Annotated in this window: 13 protein-coding genes; 9 read left to right on the forward strand and 4 right to left on the reverse strand. The window is 63.7% G+C overall.

The window, feature by feature from the left end:
- Window positions 1-50 precede the first annotated feature (50 nt).
- Both ubiG and EN824_RS12785 read right to left on the reverse strand, forming a co-directional pair.
- Complete coding sequence (gene ubiG / locus EN824_RS12780) at window positions 51-800, reverse strand: bifunctional 2-polyprenyl-6-hydroxyphenol methylase/3-demethylubiquinol 3-O-methyltransferase UbiG (RefSeq protein ID WP_127278446.1); 750 nt, start codon at window positions 798-800, stop codon at window positions 51-53.
- Window positions 801-901: 101 nt separating this feature from the next.
- On the reverse strand, window positions 902-2,740 hold the full coding sequence (locus tag EN824_RS12785) for a CHASE3 domain-containing protein (RefSeq protein ID WP_135915243.1): 1,839 nt from the start codon (window positions 2,738-2,740) through the stop codon (window positions 902-904).
- A gap of 233 nt (window positions 2,741-2,973) precedes the next feature.
- Between EN824_RS12785 and EN824_RS12790 the strand changes: the two genes are divergently transcribed.
- From EN824_RS12790 to EN824_RS12825, 8 genes are all read left to right on the forward strand, one after another.
- Complete coding sequence (locus tag EN824_RS12790; RefSeq protein ID WP_127278445.1) at window positions 2,974-4,227, forward strand: aspartate kinase; 1,254 nt, start codon at window positions 2,974-2,976, stop codon at window positions 4,225-4,227.
- A gap of 81 nt (window positions 4,228-4,308) precedes the next feature.
- Window positions 4,309-6,579 carry a phosphoenolpyruvate--protein phosphotransferase gene (gene ptsP / locus EN824_RS12795; protein ID WP_127278444.1) on the forward strand — a complete coding sequence of 757 codons (2,271 nt, stop codon included), beginning with the start codon at window positions 4,309-4,311 and terminating at the stop codon, window positions 6,577-6,579.
- A 10-nt stretch (window positions 6,580-6,589) separates the two neighbouring features.
- Complete coding sequence (gene prfA / locus EN824_RS12800; protein ID WP_135914934.1) at window positions 6,590-7,669, forward strand: peptide chain release factor 1; 1,080 nt, start codon at window positions 6,590-6,592, stop codon at window positions 7,667-7,669.
- Window positions 7,662-8,540 carry a peptide chain release factor N(5)-glutamine methyltransferase gene (gene prmC / locus EN824_RS12805; RefSeq protein WP_127278442.1) on the forward strand — a complete coding sequence of 293 codons (879 nt, stop codon included), beginning with the start codon at window positions 7,662-7,664 and terminating at the stop codon, window positions 8,538-8,540. Before prfA ends, prmC begins: the two co-directional genes overlap by 8 nt.
- Before the next feature lie 302 nt (window positions 8,541-8,842).
- Window positions 8,843-9,838, forward strand: coding sequence for a DUF4167 domain-containing protein (locus EN824_RS12810; protein ID WP_135883452.1), 996 nt, complete (start codon window positions 8,843-8,845; stop codon window positions 9,836-9,838).
- A gap of 220 nt (window positions 9,839-10,058) precedes the next feature.
- The gene (gene clpB, locus EN824_RS12815; protein ID WP_135914935.1) at window positions 10,059-12,665 is read left to right on the forward strand and encodes an ATP-dependent chaperone ClpB; all 2,607 of its coding nucleotides are present in this window, start codon (window positions 10,059-10,061) and stop codon (window positions 12,663-12,665) included.
- Between the two features lie 59 nt (window positions 12,666-12,724).
- The gene (locus EN824_RS12820; protein ID WP_127280793.1) at window positions 12,725-13,090 is read left to right on the forward strand and encodes an MmcQ/YjbR family DNA-binding protein; all 366 of its coding nucleotides are present in this window, start codon (window positions 12,725-12,727) and stop codon (window positions 13,088-13,090) included.
- Window positions 13,091-13,240: 150 nt separating this feature from the next.
- Window positions 13,241-14,761 (forward strand): L,D-transpeptidase family protein, encoded by a 1,521-nt coding sequence (locus EN824_RS12825; protein ID WP_127280792.1) that lies wholly within the window; start codon window positions 13,241-13,243, stop codon window positions 14,759-14,761.
- Here EN824_RS12825 and EN824_RS12830 read toward each other — a convergent pair.
- Window positions 14,735-15,367: a TMEM175 family protein gene (locus EN824_RS12830; protein WP_135914936.1), complete on the reverse strand. Its 633-nt coding sequence runs from the start codon at window positions 15,365-15,367 to the stop codon at window positions 14,735-14,737. The genes EN824_RS12825 and EN824_RS12830 overlap by 27 nt on opposite strands.
- A 151-nt stretch (window positions 15,368-15,518) precedes the next feature.
- On the opposite strand from EN824_RS12830, the gene EN824_RS12835 reads away from it, so the two are divergent.
- A complete protein-coding gene (locus tag EN824_RS12835; protein ID WP_135914937.1) occupies window positions 15,519-17,084 on the forward strand; it encodes an MFS transporter in 1,566 nt (521 codons plus the stop codon).
- Window positions 17,085-17,087: 3 nt separating this feature from the next.
- On the opposite strand, the gene EN824_RS12840 is transcribed toward EN824_RS12835, so the two are convergent.
- Window positions 17,088-19,064 (reverse strand): M23 family metallopeptidase, encoded by a 1,977-nt coding sequence (locus tag EN824_RS12840; protein ID WP_167531484.1) that lies wholly within the window; start codon window positions 19,062-19,064, stop codon window positions 17,088-17,090.
- Between the last annotated feature and the right edge of the window lie 503 nt (window positions 19,065-19,567).

The raw sequence follows: 19,567 nt of genomic DNA on the forward strand, positions 1-19,567 counted from the left end.
CGGCTCCGGCAGTGGGTATCGGCGGCGGCTGAGGCTGAGGATTTGGCTGATCAGACCGATCCCTTTTCCGCCAGCACCATATAGTTGACGTCCATGTCCTTCGACCGCGCCCAGCGGTCGGCAAGCGGATTGTAGGTGACGCCGGTGCGGTCGATGATGGTCAGGCCGGCGCCGTCCAGCGCCTTTTCCAGCTCCTCCGGGCGCACCAGCTTGCCGAACTGATGAGTGCCGCGCGGCAGCCAGCGCAACACATATTCGGCGCCGATGATGGCGAGGCCGAGCGCCTTCAGCGTGCGGTTGATGGTGGCCACGAACATGATGCCGCCGGGCTTGACCATCTCGCCGCATTTGGCGACGAACAGGTCGATGTCGGCGACATGTTCGACCACTTCCATGTTGAGGACGACATCGAATTTTTCGCCGGCCTCGGCGAGATCTTCCGCCGTCGTGGCGCGATAGTCGATGCTCACATTGCCCTCGGCGGCATGCAGTTTCGCCACTTCGATGTTTGTTTCGGAGGCGTCCGCTCCGATCACCTCGGCGCCGAGCCGCGCCATCGGCTCGCACAAAAGGCCACCGCCGCAGCCAATGTCGAGGATACGCAGGCCCTCGAACGGCCGCGCCGCACGCGGGTCGCGGCCGAAGCGCGCCGCGATCTGGTCGCGGATATAGGAAAGCCGGACCGGATTGAATTTGTGCAGCGGACGAAACTTGCCGTTCGGGTTCCACCATTCGGCGGCAAGGGCGGAAAAGCGTTCCACTTCTCCGGCATCGATCGTCGATCGTCGGGGCTCAGGCATAGGTTGGTCTCCTCGGACGCTACGAAGTCGGGCGTGAGGCATCGAATGTCAAGGCAACAATTTTCAATGCTGACAAAGTGACTGGCCGACCAAAGGCCAGCCTATTTCGAGTCCAGCACGTCGCGCAGCTTGGCCGCCAGCTGCTCGATGGTGAACGGCTTGGCCAGGAAGTGCACGTCATGGTCGAGCACGCCGTTGTGGACCACGGCGTTCCTGGTGAAGCCGGTGGTGAAGACGACTTTCAATCCGGGCTGGCGCGCGAGCGCTTCTTCGGCGAGCTTGCGGCCATTCATCACCGGCATGACGATGTCGGTGAAAAGCAGGGCGATGCCGGGTGTCGCGGCGAGCTTCTCAAGGGCCTCCGGTCCACCTGCCGCATGGATGACGGTGTAGCTGAGGTCGCGCATGACGTCGGTCGTGGCAGCCCGCACGCGGGCGTCGTCCTCGACGACGAGGATCGTCTCGGTGACTTTGGCGGCGCTCTTGCCGCGCCCGGTGGGCGATGCCGGCTCCTCTGGTCCGAAAAACCGGGGCAGATAGATCTTGATCGTCGTGCCTTCGCCGGGCTCGGAGTAGATCTTGACGTGGCCGCCCGACTGTTTGACGAAGCCGAACACCTGGCTCAGCCCAAGTCCCGTGCCCTTGTTGGCCGGCTTCGTCGTGAAGAAGGGCTCGAAGGCCTTGGCGATGACCTCGGGCGACATGCCCGCACCGGTGTCGGTTACCGCGATCATCACATATTGGCCAGGCGCGAGCTCGGCATGCGTCGATGCATAAGCCTCGTCGAGGTGGCTGTTGACGGTCTCGATGGTCAGCTTGCCGTCATTATCCATGGCATCGCGGGCATTGACGGCCAGATTGAGGATCGCGTTCTCAAGTTGGGAAGGATCGGCATGGGTTTTCCACAGGCCGCCCGCAAGCACGGTTTCGATGCGGATGCCTTCACCCAGGGCCCGGCGCAGAAGATCGGACATGCCGGTCAACAGCCGGTTGGTGTCGACAACCTGCGGCGCCAAAGGCTGCAGGCGGGAGAAGGCAAGCAAGCGGGAGGTCAGATCGGCGGCACGGCTGGCCGCGTCCGTCGCGGCCTCGACAAGCTTTTCAATGTCATGTTCGCCCCGTTTCAGCTTGCGCTGGGCAAGGTTCATCGCGCTGAGGATGACCGCCAGCATGTTGTTGAAGTCGTGAGCGATCCCACCGGTCAACTGCCCGACGGCTTCCATCTTCTGCATCTGGCGCATCTGGGATTCGGCATTTTCCCGCGTCTGGATCTCGTTGCCGAGCTCGATGTTCTTGCGCATCAGCTCTTCCTGGACGACGAGCACATCGCGGAAGCGGCGGCGGGATTGACGGATGGTGCAGACGCCAAGCAGGAAAATCGCCAGCAACGCAGCCAGCGAGCCGATGCGCAACCAGGCCTCGACCCGGTCGGTTTGCTCGTCTCGCGCGGCCACGGCGGCGGCGCCAATACGCCGGATCGTGTCCATGCTGGCCCGGATTTCGTCCATGGCCGCCTTGCCCTGGCCGCTGCGGACCAGTTGCAGGGCCTTTGCCGCATCGCCTCGATCATAGAGGGCGATCGTCTGGGACAACTCAGCCTGCTCTTGCGAAAGCGCTTCCTTGATGTGGCTGATCTGCTGGACGATCTGGTCGTCGGGAGTGGCCGCGCTCTCGATCCGCGCCAATTGTCCCGGAATTGCCTCGACGGCCTTCCGATAAGGCTCCAGATAGGATTTTTCACCGGTCAACAGGTAGCCGCGCTGACTACTCTCGGCGTCTTGCGCCAGTGAAAGCAGCCCGGAAAGCTGCTCCTGGTATTCGATTGTTTCGCGCGCGGCGGCACGATTGGCCCTTTGGCTCTCGACGAGCACGGCTCGGGCGCCGACGATCAACGCCAGCGCGGCGAAGCCGGCGACAATCGGGAGCGGTTGCAATCGCATGGCGCGCCGAAGACGAGCAATCATCAGTTATGCCGAACCAAAGGAATTCCCCGCAAGCAGCATTTGGTAAGCGGCGCCGGCCTGGAAGGCAATATTCCGTGTTGCTGCGGTCAGCCTTGCGAAACCTTCCTCATTTGGCTAAGGAGGCCGCGCATCCAGCAGCCGGCGCCAGCCGGGCGCTTTTCTTCCGTTTTCGGCTCCGGGCCGGCTCCAGTCAAAGGCATTTCGCTTCCATGGCGCGTATCGTGATGAAATTCGGCGGAACCTCCGTCGCCGACATCGCCCGCATCCGCAACGTGGCGCGTCACGTCAAACGCGAAGTCGATGCCGGCCACGAGGTGGCGGTGGTGGTTTCGGCGATGGCCGGCAAGACCAATGAACTGGTCGGCTGGACGCGCGAGGCCTCGCCAATGCACGACGCACGCGAATATGACGCGGTCGTCGCTTCCGGCGAACAGGTCACGGCCGGCCTGCTTGCCATCACCTTGCAGAACATGGGCGTGCACGCGCGTTCCTGGCAGGGCTGGCAGATCCCGATCAAGACCGACAACGCGCATGGCGCGGCGCGCATCCTCGACATCGACGGCGCCTTCCTGGTCAAGCGCTTTGGCGAGGGGCAGGTGGCGGTCGTCGCCGGCTTCCAGGGCATCGGACCGGACAACCGCATCGCAACGCTTGGCCGCGGCGGCTCCGACACCAGCGCCGTGGCGATCGCCGCCGCGGTCAAGGCTGACCGCTGCGACATCTACACCGACGTCGACGGGGTCTACACCACCGACCCGCGCATCGAGCCGAAGGCGCGCCGGCTGGCCAAGATCTCCTTCGAGGAAATGCTTGAAATGGCCTCGCTCGGCGCCAAGGTTCTACAGGTGCGTTCGGTCGAGCTTGCCATGGTGCACAGGGTGCGTACCTTCGTGCGGTCGTCCTTCGACGATCCCGATGCGCCCGGAATGGGGGATTTGCTCAATCCTCCGGGAACGCTCATTTGCGACGAGGAAGAGATCGTGGAACAGCAGGTCGTCACCGGAATTGCCTACGCCAAGGACGAGGCGCAGATTTCGCTGCGCCGTGTCGGCGACCGGCCAGGCGTCGCCGCCGGTATCTTCGGCCCGCTGGCCGAGGCCAACATCAATGTCGACATGATCGTCCAGAACATCTCCGAGGACGGCAAGCTGACCGACATGACCTTCACCGTGCCGTCGGGCGATGTCGACAAGGCGCTGGCCGTGCTCGACCGGCTGAAGGCCGAGATCGGCTACGATGTCGTGCAGTCGGAAGCCGGCATGTCGAAGGTTTCGGTCATCGGCATCGGCATGAGGAGCCATGCGGGTGTTGCCGCCACCGCCTTCAAGGCGCTGGCCGACAAGGCGATCAACATCCGCGCAATCACCACCTCCGAGATCAAGATTTCGATACTGATCGACGGTCCTTATACCGAACTGGCGGTTCGCACTTTGCATTCCGTCTACGGTCTGGATAAGCAGTAGCAAGACTGAATCAGTTGTTGCGCGCATGCCGGCCGCGGCGGAAACTGCGGCGGCAAGTGTTTCATTGGAGAAGAAGCCGCGATGCGTGACCAGGCCAGCGGCCCGCGCGTTTTGCTGAAACGGCTCCGCGAGCTCATGCAGGAGCCGCTGGAGCCGCAGGAGCGGCTTGACCGCATCGTGCGCGACATCGCCTCCAACATGGTCGCCGAAGTGTGCTCGCTCTATGTGCTGCGCGCCGATTCGGTGCTCGAACTCTACGCCACCGAAGGCCTGAACCCGAACGCTGTCCACCTGGCGCAACTGCGGCTGGGACAAGGCCTGGTTGGTACGATCGCGGCGAGTGCCAGGCCACTCAACCTGTCCAACGCACAGGAACATCCGGCCTTCGCCTACCTGCCGGAGACCGGGGAGGAGATCTACAATTCCTTCCTCGGCGTCCCGGTGCTCAGGGCAGGGCGTACGCTCGGCGTCCTGGTTGTCCAGAACAAGACCATGCGCCACTACCGCGACGACGAGGTCGAGGCGCTGGAAACCACCGCCATGGTCATCGCCGAGATGATCGCCACCGGCGATCTGGCGCGGCTGACCCGGCCGGGCCTCGAACTCGACCTGCGCCGGCCCGTCAGCTTCACCGGCCTGTCCTTCAACGACGGCGTCGGGCTTGGCCATGTCGTGCTGCACGAGCCGCGCATCGTCGTCACCAATCTGTTCAACGAGGACAGCGAGGAAGAGGTCCGCCGGCTCGAAGCCTCGCTCGGTTCGCTCAGGCTCTCGATCGACGACATGCTGGAACGCCGCGATGTCGCCTTCGAGGGCGAGCATCGCCAGGTGCTGGAAGCCTACCGCATGTTCGCCAACGACCGCGGCTGGGTGCGCCGGCTGGAAGAGGCGATCCGCAACGGCCTGACAGCGGAAGCGGCGGTGGAAAAGGTGCAGAGCGACATGCGTGCCCGCATGCTGCACATGACCGATCCCTACCTGCGCGAGCGGATGAGCGATTTCGACGATCTCGCCAACCGGCTGCTCCGCCAGTTGATGGGCCGCGGGCCCGAGGATGTCGCGGCCTCGCTGCCGAAGGACGCCATCATCGTCGCCCGCTCGATGGGCGCTGCCGAACTGCTCGATTATCCGCGTGACAAGCTGCGTGGCCTGGTGCTCGAGGATGGCGCGGCGACCAGCCACGTCGTCATCGTCGCGCGCGCCATGGGTATTCCGGTCGCCGGCCAGATGAAGGGCGCCGTTTCCATGGCGGAAAACGGCGACCCCATCATCGTCGACGGCGAGGAAGGCGCGATCCATCTGCGGCCGCAGTCCGATCTCGAAGCCGCCTATGCCGAAAAGGTGCGGTTCCGGGCGCGCCGGCAGGAGGTCTACCGCGAGCTGCGCAAGAAGCCGTCGACGACCAGGGACGGTGTCCAGGTCGATCTGCTGATGAATGCCGGGCTTGCCGTCGACCTGCCGCAGCTTGCCGAGGCGGGAGCTGCCGGCATTGGCCTGTTCCGCACGGAACTGCAATTCATGGTCGCTTCGACCTTTCCACGCGCCGAGGCCCAGGAAAAACTCTATCGCGACGTGCTCGAGGCCGCGCGCGGCAAGCCGGTCACCTTCCGCACCATCGACATCGGTGGCGACAAGGTGCTGCCCTACTTCAAGGGCGCGATCCAGGAAGAAAATCCCGCGCTCGGCTGGCGCGCGATCCGCCTGACGCTCGACCGGCCGGGCTTGCTGCGCACCCAGATCCGCGCCTTGCTCAAGGCCAGCGGCGGGCGTGAACTCAAGTTGATGCTGCCGATGGTGACCGAACTTGGCGAAATCGCCCAGGCGCGCGAAATCATCGACCGCGAGGTGCGGCATCTCTCACGCTTCGCCCACCACCTGCCGACCAGTCTCAAGCTGGGCGCCATGCTGGAAGTGCCGTCGCTTCTGTTCCAGCTCGACGAACTAATGAAGGCGGTCGACTTCGTCTCGGTCGGGTCGAACGACCTGTTCCAGTTCGTCATGGCGGTCGACCGCGGCAATACGCAACTGGCCAATCGCTTCGACACGCTCTCGGCGCCATTTCTGCGCGTGCTCAAGCAGATCGCCGACGCCGGCGCACGCAATCATACGCCCGTCACCCTGTGCGGTGAACTCGCCGGCAAGCCGATCTCGGCGATGGCGCTGATCGGCCTCGGTTTCCGCTCGATCTCGATGTCGCCAGCCTCGATCGGCCCGGTCAAGGCGATGCTGACGGAGCTGCCGCTGGAGGAGCTGAAGGCTTTCTTCGACGACAATCTGATGGCGCCGGCGCAAGGGCTGCCGATGCGGGCGTTGCTGCAGGCCTTCGCCGACGACCGCTCGATCCCGTTGTAGCACCCGCATCATGGTCAATTTGCCCCGCGATCGTATGGATCAAGTCGTTAAGCGTTTCGAGATGCTCGAAGCGCAGATGTCGGCCGGACCGGCGCCGGATGCCTATGTGAAGATGGCATCGGAATATGCCGAGTTGCAGGACATGGTGGCCAAGGTCAGGGAATTGCGCTCGGCCGAGCATGAGCAGGCCGACCTCGAAGCGATGCTCGCCGACAAGGGCACAGACGCCGAGATGCGGGCGCTCGCCGAAGCCGATCTGCCTGGAGTGGAAGATCGCATCGAGGCGCTGCAGAAGGACATCCAGATCCTGCTTCTGCCCAGGGATGCCGCCGACGACAAGAACGCCATCCTCGAAATCCGCGCCGGCACCGGTGGCGATGAGGCGGCGCTCTTCGCCGGCGACCTGTTTCGCATGTATGAGCGCTACGCCGCCGAACGCGGCTGGCGGTTCGAAACGGTATCGGCGAGCGACGGCGATGCCGGCGGCTTCAAGGAAATCATCGCCACGATCTCGGGCAAGGGTGTGTTCGCCCATCTGAAATTCGAGTCCGGGGTGCATCGCGTCCAGCGGGTGCCTGCAACCGAGGCCAGCGGGCGCATCCACACGTCCGCCGCCACCGTCGCCGTGCTGCCGGAAGCGGAAGAGGTCGACATCGACATCAGGGCCGAGGACATCCGCATCGACACGATGCGTGCCTCGGGCTCCGGCGGCCAGCACGTCAACACCACCGATTCGGCGGTCCGCATCACCCATCTGCCGACCGGTATCATGGTGGTGCAGGCGGAGAAGTCGCAGCACCAGAACCGGGCCAAGGCCATGCAGATCCTGCGGGCCCGGCTCTATGACATGGAGCGCAGCAAGGCGGATGAGGAGCGTTCCGAATCGCGCAAGTCGCAGGTCGGCTCCGGCGACCGCTCGGAGCGCATCCGCACCTACAATTTTCCGCAAGGCCGCGTCACCGACCACCGCATCAACCTGACGCTCTACAAGCTCGACCGGGTGATGATGGGTGAACTCGACGAAATCGTCGAGGCGCTGATCGCCGATCACCAATCGAAGCTGCTGGCCGATATCGGCCTCGATGGCTGAGCATTCGCCCGAGGCGCTGGGGCCGCTGCTGCGGAAAGCGCGGGCCAATCTTGCCGCGGCCGGTGTCGATGATCCCGCGCTCGATGCGCGGCTGATCGTCGAGCACTATTCCGGCACGACGCGTACGCAGGCCATCGCCGACCCCGAACGCATGATCGACGCAAACGCCATCGCCGCGATCGACGACGCCCTGAGACGGCGAGCCGGTGGCGAGCCGGTGCATCGCATCCTGGGCTATCGCGAATTCTACGGTTTGCGCCTGTCGCTGTCACCGGAGACGCTGGAGCCGCGACCGGACACCGAGACACTGGTCGAGGCGGTGCTGCCCTTTGTCAAGGCGGTGGCCGCACGGGAGGGGGTATGCCGCATCCTCGACCTCGGCACCGGCACGGGCGCCATTGCCCTGGCGCTGCTGAGCGTCGTGCCGGCGGCGACCGCCACCGGTGTCGACATTTCCGCCGGCGCACTGGCAATGGCGGCCCGCAATGCCGTGCAGTTCGGGCTCGGCGGCCGGTTCATGACGGTTCAGTCGGACTGGTTCGAAAAAGTTTCCGGCCGATACCATGTAATTGCCGCAAACCCTCCCTATATACCTTCGCAAGACATTGGAAATCTGCAGGACGAAGTCCGCGATTTCGACCCGCGCCTGGCCTTGGATGGCGGCGTGGATGGGTTGAACCCCTACAGGATCATCGCCGCCGAGGCGGCAAGGTTTCTGAAAGCCGAAGGCAGGATTGCGGTCGAGATCGGCCACACGCAAAGCAACGAGGTCAACGATATATTTGGCGCGGCCGGTTACGCGGGCGGCGAGGTGTTTTGCGATCTCGGCGGAAACGACAGGGTTCTTGTTTTTCAACGGGCAACACCTTGACGCAGTGCGAAAAAACCGCTTGGCAATGCCGGGGAATGCAGCTAGGGTCGCCTTACCGGATGAGACGAAGCAGGCAGTGCTCTTAGCGATTCGGTTTCCTTGGAAATAGCTGCCTTCTTGCGCAAACGACGCCCAAGCTTCGTGCGGGAATCGTCCGGCAAGTGATGTAACCGGAACAGGATGGCACGTGGCGCCAACGCAATCGATGCGGGCGAACGCCGGTGAAGAAACGAAACGGCTGGCTGCATGAGCGCCTCCGTTCGTGAAGAGTTTTTCGAAAATTTCACTATGAAGAGAGTCTAATGAGGCCACAACAGCAGAACAGGCGCATGCGCGGTCGCAACAACAATGGCGGCGGCGGTGGCAATAACAATAACAATAACAACAACCGCAAGGGACCAAATCCCCTGACGCGCAACTACGAGAGCAACGGCCCGGACGTGAAGATCCGTGGATCGGCTCAGCAGATCGCCGAAAAATACGCCACCTTGGCCCGCGATGCGCAAAGTTCCGGCGACCGGGTCATGGCGGAGAACTATCTCCAGCACGCCGAGCACTACAATCGCATCATTGCCGCCGCGCAGGCACAGATGCCGATCCAGAACGTCCAGCAGAACCGCGACGAGTTCGACGAGGACGGCGATGAGGATCGCGACGAGTTCGACAATGCTGGCAACAGTGGGGCCGGCAACAGTGGGGCGTCCAATAGCAGCGGCAATGCTGGTTCCGATCCACAGATTCCCGTGGTCAACCACGGCGCTGGCCCGCAGCCGGTGATCGAGGGCATGCCGGCCGAGGTTGCGCTAAACCGGGACGGTCGCGACAATCGTGACAATAGCGGGCGCGACAATGGCGGGCGTGACAATGGCGGGCGCAACAACAGCGGCCGCGACAACAACAATGGCGGGCGCCATCGCGATCGTCGCCCTAACGGCGGCTACGGCCAGAACGGCCAGCGCGACTATGCTTCGGCCGAACAAGGCGGCCAGCAGCAGCGCAACGAGGCCTCGGGACAGACTGAAGTGCAGGCAGAGCCCGCTTCGCCGTCCGAGACCGTGGCGGCAGCCGAGCCGGCTCCACGGTTCGAGAATTTCTCACCGGCAGGTCTGGCCGCTCAAGCCGAACTCAACGAGGCGGCCGAGAGCGGTGCTGCTCGCCGCCCACGGCGTCCGCGCCGTCCGCGCACCAATCCCGACCAGGTCGAGGGTGGCGGCGACAATGCGGATGCGGGCGAGACGGCCGCGGCTCCGGTCGACGGCGGCAGCGCCGAGCCCGTGATCACCGACATCGACAACTGATCGAACGGCACCGCAAGACATTGAACGGCGGGGAGAAATCCCCGCCGTTTTCGTTTGGGCTGACGTGGAATATTATCGATTGACAGACATCAATGCGTCTTGAGACAGCATGCCCCATGCACCATATCTCGGCTGAACGGGATCCGGCTCGAATGGGCGGGTCCGTCACCGCAATCTGATCCGGTGCCGCAAAGCGGGCTGGTGATGGAAGGAGACAGATATGAACCTTGAGAAATACTCAGAGCGCGTGCGCGGCTTTATCCAGTCCGCGCAGACGATGGCGCTCTCCCGCAACCATCAGCAATTCACCCCCGAACACATTCTGAAAGTCCTCGTCGACGATGACGAGGGCTTGGCCGCGTCGCTGATCGAGCGTGCCGGCGGCAATGTCCGCGACGTCAAGCTCGGCGTCGAGACGGCGCTCGAGGCGATGCCCAAGGTGGAGGGTGGCAATGGCCAGCTCTATCTGGCTCAGCCGCTGGCCAAGGTGTTCTCGACCGCCGAGGACCTGGCCAAGAAGGCCGGTGACAGTTTTGTCACCGTCGAGCGGCTGCTGCAGGCGCTTACCATGGAGAAATCGGCAAAGACGGCCGAAATCCTGGCCAAGGCCGGCGTCACCGCGCAGGCGCTGAACCAGGTCATCAACGACGTCCGCAAGGGCCGCACCGCCGATTCGGCGAGTGCCGAACAGGGCTATGACGCGCTGAAGAAGTACGCGCGCGATCTGACCGCCGACGCACGCGCGGGCAAGCTCGATCCGGTCATCGGCCGCGACGACGAGATCCGCCGCACCATCCAGGTGCTGTCGCGCCGCACCAAGAACAACCCGGTGCTGATTGGCGAGCCGGGCGTCGGCAAGACGGCGATCGCGGAAGGCTTGGCGCTGCGCATCGTCAATGGCGACGTGCCTGAATCGCTGAAGGACAAGCAGTTGATGGCGCTCGACATGGGCGCGCTGATTGCCGGCGCCAAATATCGCGGCGAGTTCGAGGAGCGGCTGAAGGCCGTGCTTTCCGAAGTCACCTCGGCCAGTGGCAATATCATCCTGTTCATCGACGAGATGCACACACTGGTCGGCGCCGGCAAGGCCGATGGCGCCATGGATGCGTCGAACCTGCTGAAGCCGGCGCTGGCGCGCGGCGAACTGCACTGCGTCGGCGCGACCACGCTCGATGAATACCGCAAGCATGTCGAAAAGGATCCAGCCCTTGCCCGCCGTTTCCAGCCCGTCTTCGTCGACGAGCCGACGGTGGAGGACACGGTTTCGATCCTGCGCGGCCTGAAGGAGAAATATGAGCAGCACCACAAGGTGCGTATCTCCGATTCGGCGCTGGTGGCGGCGGCGACGCTGTCCAACCGCTACATCGCCGACCGCTTCCTGCCGGACAAGGCGATCGACCTGGTCGACGAAGCCGCCTCGCGGCTCAGGATGCAGGTCGATTCCAAGCCTGAGGCGCTGGATGAGATCGACCGCCGCATCATGCAGCTCAAGATCGAACGCGAGGCGCTGAAGGTCGAGACGGACGAAGCCTCGAAGGACCGGCTCGCCCGCCTGGAAAAGGAACTTGTCGGCCTTGAGGAGGAATCGAGCGAGATTACTTCGAAGTGGCAGGCCGAGAAGCAGAAGCTTGGGCTTGCCGCCGATCTGAAGAAGCAGCTCGACGAGGCGCGCAACGACCTTGCCATTGCCCAGCGCAAGGGTGAGTTCCAGCGCGCCGGGGAGCTTGCCTATGGCAAGATCCCCGAGTTGGAAAAGAAGCTGAAGGAGGCCGAAGCCCAGGACGGCAAGGCCGGCATGGTCGAGGAAGTGGTCACGCCCGACCACGTCGCCCATATCGTGTCGCGCTGGACCGGAATTCCGGTCGACAAGATGCTCCAGGGCGAGCGCGACAAGCTGTTGCGCATGGAAGACGAGATCGGCAAGCGTGTTGTCGGCCAGGGCGAGGCGGTGCAAGCCGTTTCCAAGGCGGTGCGGCGCGCGCGTGCAGGCCTGCAGGATCCGAACCGGCCTATCGGCTCGTTCATGTTCCTTGGCCCGACCGGCGTCGGCAAGACCGAGCTCACCAAGGCTTTGGCCAACTTCCTGTTCGACGATGAAACCGCGCTGGTGCGCCTCGACATGTCCGAGTACATGGAGAAGCACTCCGTCGCCCGGCTGATCGGCGCGCCTCCCGGCTATGTCGGTTATGAGGAAGGCGGCGCGCTGACCGAAGCGGTGCGGCGCCGGCCCTATCAGGTCGTGCTGTTCGACGAGATCGAGAAGGCGCATCCCGATGTCTTCAACGTGCTTTTGCAGGTGCTCGATGACGGCCGGCTCACCGACGGGCAGGGGCGTACCGTCGATTTCCGCAACACGCTGATCATCATGACGTCGAATCTCGGCGCGGAATATCTGGTCAATCTCGGCGAGGACCAGGATGTCGATGCCGTACGGGACGAGGTGATGGGCGTGGTGAGGGCATCGTTCCGGCCCGAGTTCCTCAATCGTGTCGACGAGGTGATCCTGTTCCACCGGCTGCGCCGCAAGGACATGGACCGCATCGTCGAAATCCAGCTCAAGCGGCTGGAGAGCTTGCTGACCGATCGCAAGATCACGCTGTCGCTGGATCCCGAGGCGGTCGAGTGGCTGGCGGCCAAGGGTTACGACCCCGCTTATGGTGCCAGGCCGCTGAAGCGCGTGATGCAGAAGGAGCTGCAGGATCCGCTGGCGGAAAAGATCCTGCTTGGTGAGATTCTCGACGGCTCGACGGTCAAGGTTACGGCCGGTTCCGACCGGCTGAATTTCCGCTCCAGGCCGACGATCGTCGCCGCCGAGGCGGCGGCCTGATCCAACGCCGCGTGTCCAGTATGGGCGCGCGGCGTCTTCATATATCATGGGGGGGCCGGATGACGCTGGACGACTACAACGGCTTCTGCGGCTCGCTGCCGGCAACGATCCACGTGGTGCAATGGGGCGGCGCCCATGTCTGGAAGGCCGGGACCAAGGTGTTTGCGATCGGTGGCTGGGATCAGGGTGAGCAGCTTTTCGTCACCTTCAAATGCTCCGATTTTGCCTATGACGTGCTCAAGGAGCAGCCCGGCCTGCGCCCCGCGCCCTATCTTGCCTCCCGCGGCATGAAGTGGATCCAGCGTCAGACAAGCCAGAGCATGGATGATGGTGCGCTGAAGGACTATTTGCGCGAGAGTCATCGCCTGGTTGCTCTGAAGCTGACGAAGCAGGCGCGCAAGGAATTGGGGCTTGGCGTGGGCTAGCTAATATTCCTCGAGGCGTCGGAAGACCGCCATCTTCATGCCCGGTTCATGATGGAACCATATGGTGGGTAACTGGTTTGCTGGCGAAGGGGTTCGCCGAACTGCACAATGCCGGGCGGCGGCACATACGGACCGGAGAGTTTCGCTACTATGCTGCGCACTATCTTCACCCTTTCGGCGCTTGCTGCGGGACTGGTGTTTTCCAACGCGTTCGCGGCGCCGACGCATGACGGCGCGGCCCAGCCTGTTCGCGCGGCCGAGAGTGGCGGCATTCTGCTCGCCCAGGACGGCAATCTCGACATTTATTACGATGCCAGGGGCAACCGCGTCATCGTCGATGCCGATACCGGCAAGGTGATCGCCATCCAGCCGCCGCAGACCAGGCTCGACCGGCGGGCGCTGCGCCGCGAGACGCGGATGCGAGAACTCGGCCGTGCCCCCGCCGACGATGATCGCTACTATCTCGACGATCCCCAGGACATGGCACGCTTCCGCCGCAAGCAACTGGAAGAAGAGGGCCGGGTCATCCCGCCACCAGCCGACGAATACGACCCTGACGGAAGCAATTCAGTCGATGCCTATCCGCCGGCACCGCAGGACGAAGGCAATTACGATAACAATTATCCCGATGCGCCGCAGCCGGCAGAGCCGGGCACCATCAAGCGCCAACCGCTGAACGAGGCGTCGATAGACCCCCTCCAGCCGGCAGATCCGACGGAACAGGCGCCCTCCGACCAGGCGGCATTGCCGCCAAACGCTGGCGGCAAGACGTCGGTCGACCCGTCGCTTTCGCTGGGCGCACGCCAGGATGTGGCAGCGCTGCAGGTGCTGCTCGACCGTGGCGGTGCTTCGCCTGGCGTCATCGACGGGCGCTTCGGCTCGAATGTCGACAAGGCGCTCGCCGCCTACAACGAGATCAACGGCAGCAGCCTCAAATCGACCGATGCGGTCGGCATCCAGTCAGCACTCTCGCAATCCGGCGGCGATGCCTTCGCCAACTACACCATCACGGCGGAGGACGCAGCCGGGCCGTATGTCGCCTCCATCCCGGAAGACTACAGTCAGAAGGCGCAGCTCAACTGCATGTGCTACACCTCTGTCACCGAGGCGCTGGCGGAGCGCTTCCACATGGACGAGAACTATCTGAAGTCGATCAACAAGGGCCTCGAGTTCAACCGCCCCGGCACGATCATCAAGGTCGCCAATTTCGGCAAGCTGGTGTCTACGCCGGTCGTGCGCATCGTCGCCGACAAGACCAAGAAAGAGGTGTACGCCTACGATGGTGGCGGCAAGCTGGTAGCAGCCTATCCGGCCACCATCGGCTCGGCGGACACGCCGTCGCCCACCGGCATCCACGCCGTGTCGCGCATCGCGCTCGACCCGAACTACACCTACAATCCGAACATCAATTTCAAGCAAGGCGAGAACGACAAGATTCTTACCGTTCCGCCAGGCCCCAACGGACCTGTCGGGTCGGTCTGGATCGCCTTGGACAAACCGACCTACGGCATCCACGGAACGCCCGAGCCGTCGAAGATAGGCAAGACCGAAAGCCATGGCTGCGTCCGCCTGACGAACTGGGACGCGCGCGAGCTCGCCAAGCTGGTGTCGCCAGGCGTTACCGTGGAATTCCTTGGCGGACCTTCAGCCGATGACGTTGCGCAGCAATGAGCCGCGTGGCGCCGCGGCATAGATCAACTGCACGACCAGAATGAAGCCGACGCTGAGCAGCGGGCTGATCAGGCAGAGTGCGCCGCCGACCGCCCACAGGATCTGGGCCTTGACGATGCGCAGATAGACCGTGCGCCTCGTCTGCGCGTCAACATCTTCCGCGACAAAGCCGTTCTTATCCGCGTAGCGCCAGCTGGCGAACAGCGTGACGCCGAGCATCAGCAGGTTGACCCAGTAGACCAGCACCGCGGTCTTGAATTCGAGGAAATCAGCCAGCAAGTCGGTCGAGAACGGCAAGAGCGCGATGAAGGCGAGAAAGCACAGGTTCAGCGTGGCCAGCCGCCTGTCGGATTTGGCGATCAAACCATGCTGCGCCTGCTGGCCGAACCAGAAGATGGTCAGGGTCAGGAAGCTCAAGGCATAGGTCAGAAAGCGGGGCGCCAGTGCGGCGATGGCGACAAGCAGATCGTGTTCGGAATGAATCGCCTGATGCACCGGCACCCTGATCTCGAGCACGATCAGGGTAAGCGCGATGGCGAATACGCCATCGGTGATACCGACGATACGGCCGCGCCCCTCAACGGAGGCTTCGAGTGGACGCTTCATCGAATCTCCTGCCCCCGGCTCTGGAGAAAACCTAGCATGACTGCCGCGGTTTGCATCGGGGCAGATGCGATCCCTAGCAATAGGGCTGGTTTCAAGGGCAACCAGTCTCTGGCTGGTTGTTGCCGGTGCGCCGCCGGTCTAATCAGGTGGCATGCATTCACCCAATGAAGCCGCCGCCGTTCCGCTGACCGCTCCGGTCGCGAATGGCACGTTCTGCCCGCAATCGCAGCGGCGTTATGTGCTGGTCGCGGCGATCCTGGCCTCGGCGCTCGGCTTCATCGACGGGTCGATCCTGGCGATCGCCATGCCGGCGATCCGCGTCAACCTCGGCGCCAGCCTTGCCGAGGCGCAGTGGATCTCCAATGCCTATGCGCTGACGCTCTCGGCGCTGATCCTCGCCGGCGGTGCTGCAGGCGACCGGTTCGGGCTCCGCCGTGCTTTCGTGGCCGGCATTGCGCTGTTCGTCGCGGCCTCGCTTGCCTGTGCGCTGGCGCCGAACGCTGTCGTGCTGATCGCTTTTCGCGCTCTCCAGGGGATTGGCGCCGCGATCATGGTGCCGGGCAGTCTCGCCATCATCGCCAAGGCTTATCCGAAGAAGGAACGCGGTCGCGCGATCGGCATCTGGGCGGCGGCCTCGGCGCTGACCACCGCTCTCGGCCCGGTGCTCGGCGGCCTGGTGCTGTCGGCTTTCGGCGATGGCATCTGGCGGGCGATCTTTGCCGTCAACCTGCCACTCGGCCTGATCTCGATCTATCTGCTGCTCGCCAAGATTCCGGCCGATGCGCCGACGCAGAAACGCAGCCTTGACCTTGCCGGTGGTGCGCTTGCGACGCTGGCCTTCGGAGCGCTCGCTTATGGGCTGACTTCGATGAGCGCCAGCGGCGAGAGCCGCATGGCCGGTCCAACGATTGCCGCCGGCGCCGTGCTGCTTGTAGTCTTCATCCTGTTCGAGCGGCGGCAGCGCGAGCCGATGATCGACCTCAGCCTGTTTCGCATCGGTGCTTTCGCCGGGGCCAATGTCGCGACGTTCTTCCTCTATTTCGCGCTGTCGGCCAATCTTTTTTACCTGCCGATGCTGCTGATAGCCGGTTGGGGGCTGAGCACGGCCGGGGTCGGCTTCATCTTCCTGCCGCTGTCCGCAGCGATCGCGCTTTTGTCAGGACCCGTCGGCAAGCTGTCGGACCGGATCGGGCCACGTCTTCCAATTGCCTGCGGCAGTCTGATCGTGGCGATTGCCTTCGCCGGGCTGGCCTTGCTCACCCATGCCGGCTTTCACCATTTCTGGACTGGCATCTTCCCGTTGATGGCGCTGATGGGACTCGGCATGGCGTTGGTCGTGTCGCCATTGTCGACCGCGATCATGACGGCGGTGGAAGACAAGGACACCGGCGCGGCTTCCGGCATCAACAACGCCGTCTCGCGCATCGGCGGTCTGATCGCGGTGGCGGCGATGGGGTCGCTCGCTGCCTGGATCTACGCCAATGCCCTGGAGGGAAACGCCGGGCCCGGCCTGCCTGGCTTCGGCGAACCGCCGCCAACGGGACTTTCGCCGGCACTCGATGCGGCAAGAATCGCCGCCAGCGACGCCGCTTTTTCCGCCGTCTCCTCGGTAACCGCGCTGCTATGCCTGCTTTCCGCTGTCATTGCGTGGATGACGATTTCCGGCGAGGCGCTGCCGTGGCCGCGGCGCGCCGAACCTCGGCAGCACAAAGGCTAAGACTCAGCCTTCGATCTTTGCGCTGGCGACCTTCAGCGAGTTGCCGTCTTCCTGCTTCAGGAGATCGTCGATGCGTTCACGCTCGCGCTTGAAGGCGACGAGGTCGTCGCCCTTCAGCACCTTGCCGACCGGCAAGCGCACACGCATTGAATCGACTTTGGTGCCGTTGACGATCAACTCGTAGTGAAGATGCGGTCCGGTGGACAGGCCAGTCTGACCGAGATAGCCGATAACCTGGCCCTGGCGGACGCGCACGCCCTCGGCGATGCCTTTGGCGAAGGCGCTCTGGTGATTGTAGGAGGTTTCGTAGCCATTGGCGTGGCGAATGATGATCTGCTTGCCATAGCCGCCGGCCCAGCCGGCCTTCTCGATGACGCCATTGCCCGCGGCGATGATCGGCGTCCCGATGGGCGCTGCCCAGTCGGTGCCGGTGTGCATGCGGACATAGCCAAGGATCGGGTGCTTGCGAGCGCCAAATCCGGAGGTAAATCTGCCGTTCGGCAGTGGGTTGCGCAGCAGGAACTGCTGGGCGCTGCTGCCATTCTCGTCGAAATAATCCGTGCTGCCGTCCTGCATTTGAAAACGGTAGAAATTGCGCGTCGTTCCGCCGAACGTCGCCGAGACGTAGAGGAGCTCGGAATTGTCGGAGGTCTGGTCATCGCCATCGGGCTGCGAGAACAGCACTTCGAGGCGATCGGCGGGATTGAGCCGCGACTGGAAGTCGACATCGGACGCAAGCAGCTTGATCAGCCGCTGAGTCATCGCCTTGGACATGCCGTAGGAATAGGCGGTCCGATAGATGCCGTCATAAATGTTCGGCAGGTTGCCGCGCACCACCACCGGAGCCGACGAGTCATCGAACGCCGTCAGCAATTCGGGATTGGGTTCCGGCTCCTGCGCCGGCACGTACTGACCGCGATCGTCGAGCGCGATGGTGACGATGTGCGTGGCCTTGTCGTAGACGCTGGTGCGAACCACCTTGGCGGCGTCACCATGGACCTCGAGACCGACGCGCAACACGGTTCCGGCCTTGAGCGCCGGGGCGTTGAGCAGCTTGGCAATCGCTTCGGCCATGCCGGTGGCATCGTCGCCCGTGTACCCCGAATCGGCAAAGGCCTCGGTGAGGTCCGTGTCCTTGGTGAAAGGGATGATTTCTTCGGCGAAAGCCGGCGCCTGGTCGTCAGCGTTGGCGCGCGGCGCCACGGAGACGTTTTCGGGGACGATCTTGACGTCATAGGAGCCGGCCATGCTTTCGGCAAAAGCATCGCCGAAGCGCTGCGGGTCGACATAATGGAGCGAAGCGACCTGTACGGCGCCGTCGCTGAGGTCGGTGCCGGCTTCGCGCACGACTTTTTCAACTTCGTCGGCGGAAAGGTCGCCCTTTTCGTCGAAGGAGGCCGTCTCGATCGGGAAATCGACGGTCTTCAGGCTCATCTCGCTTTCGACCTTGGCGCCGTAGATCTGGCCGGAAGCGGCGGACGCCGCCGCCGCCGGCTGTGCGGCGGCGCCGTCGTCGCTATCGTTGCCGAACACCTGCATCGGGTCGAAGGGCGGGTAGGGCCGGCTAGTGGTGTGCCCGGCGGCGAGCGCCATCTTGATCTGCACGAAAGGCATGGTGTGGATGACATCGCGGTCGCCGACCTTGGTAACCATCGACACTTCCATGCGACGACGGTCCTTGGCCTTGGCAATCTGGCGCGGCGCCACCAGCCTGGTGGTCTTGGCCACTTCGCCGGAATCGCCATTGCTGGCGAGGCCAATCAGTTCGGCGATCTCTGGTGGGGTCGCCAGTTGCTGGCGCCCGTCTAGGGCGGCAAACAGCGCCACGCCCATCAGCACGCTCGAGGTCACGCCGGTGAGGAATGTTCCCGACAGCCAGCGCGCGGAAACCTCACGCCGATCGGGCGGGCCGCTGCGGCCATCCGCGATAAGCGGCGGCTCATTGCCGAGTTCGGCTATGACATCTTCCGTATCTGGCATCCAGAAAGGCTGCTTCTTCCCCGGGCGGGACGGCTTGTCGCTTTTGTTGTGGCCATGACATTTGCCTGTCACGGCAGGTTAAGTCAACGAAGCCTCGGGCCCCGGTCGAATTCCCCTCGTGCACTTCTCTTATAGAGCGCTCTGAAAAGCGGGCGGCGTGCCTTCATTCATAAGACTCCCGCGCGCGCCCCTTCGAGGCTCAATAAAGACGCCATTGCACGGCTGTGCTTGCGCCTCTCTTGTTGGCCTTGGTGTCGAACGGCAATGCGGCGGCAATAGGGCTCCTTCGTGGCCGTGGCCTCCTGTTATCCCCTGTTCCCCTGGGGCAGTCGGCTATCCACAAAGCGTGCCCAAAATTTCTGTCGCAAAAAGTTCAAAAACTTTGCGAAGGTGTGTTGACAGTTTTGGTAGGTGGCGACTATATACGCCTCACGAACGAGGGCGGTGCGCCGCTGGCGACGAAGAAGTTTGCTTCTAAGACTGCCCTCAGCGAAATTCAAGAG

Source organism: Mesorhizobium sp. M8A.F.Ca.ET.181.01.1.1, assembly GCF_004792025.1.
Lineage (GTDB): Bacteria > Pseudomonadota > Alphaproteobacteria > Rhizobiales > Rhizobiaceae > Mesorhizobium.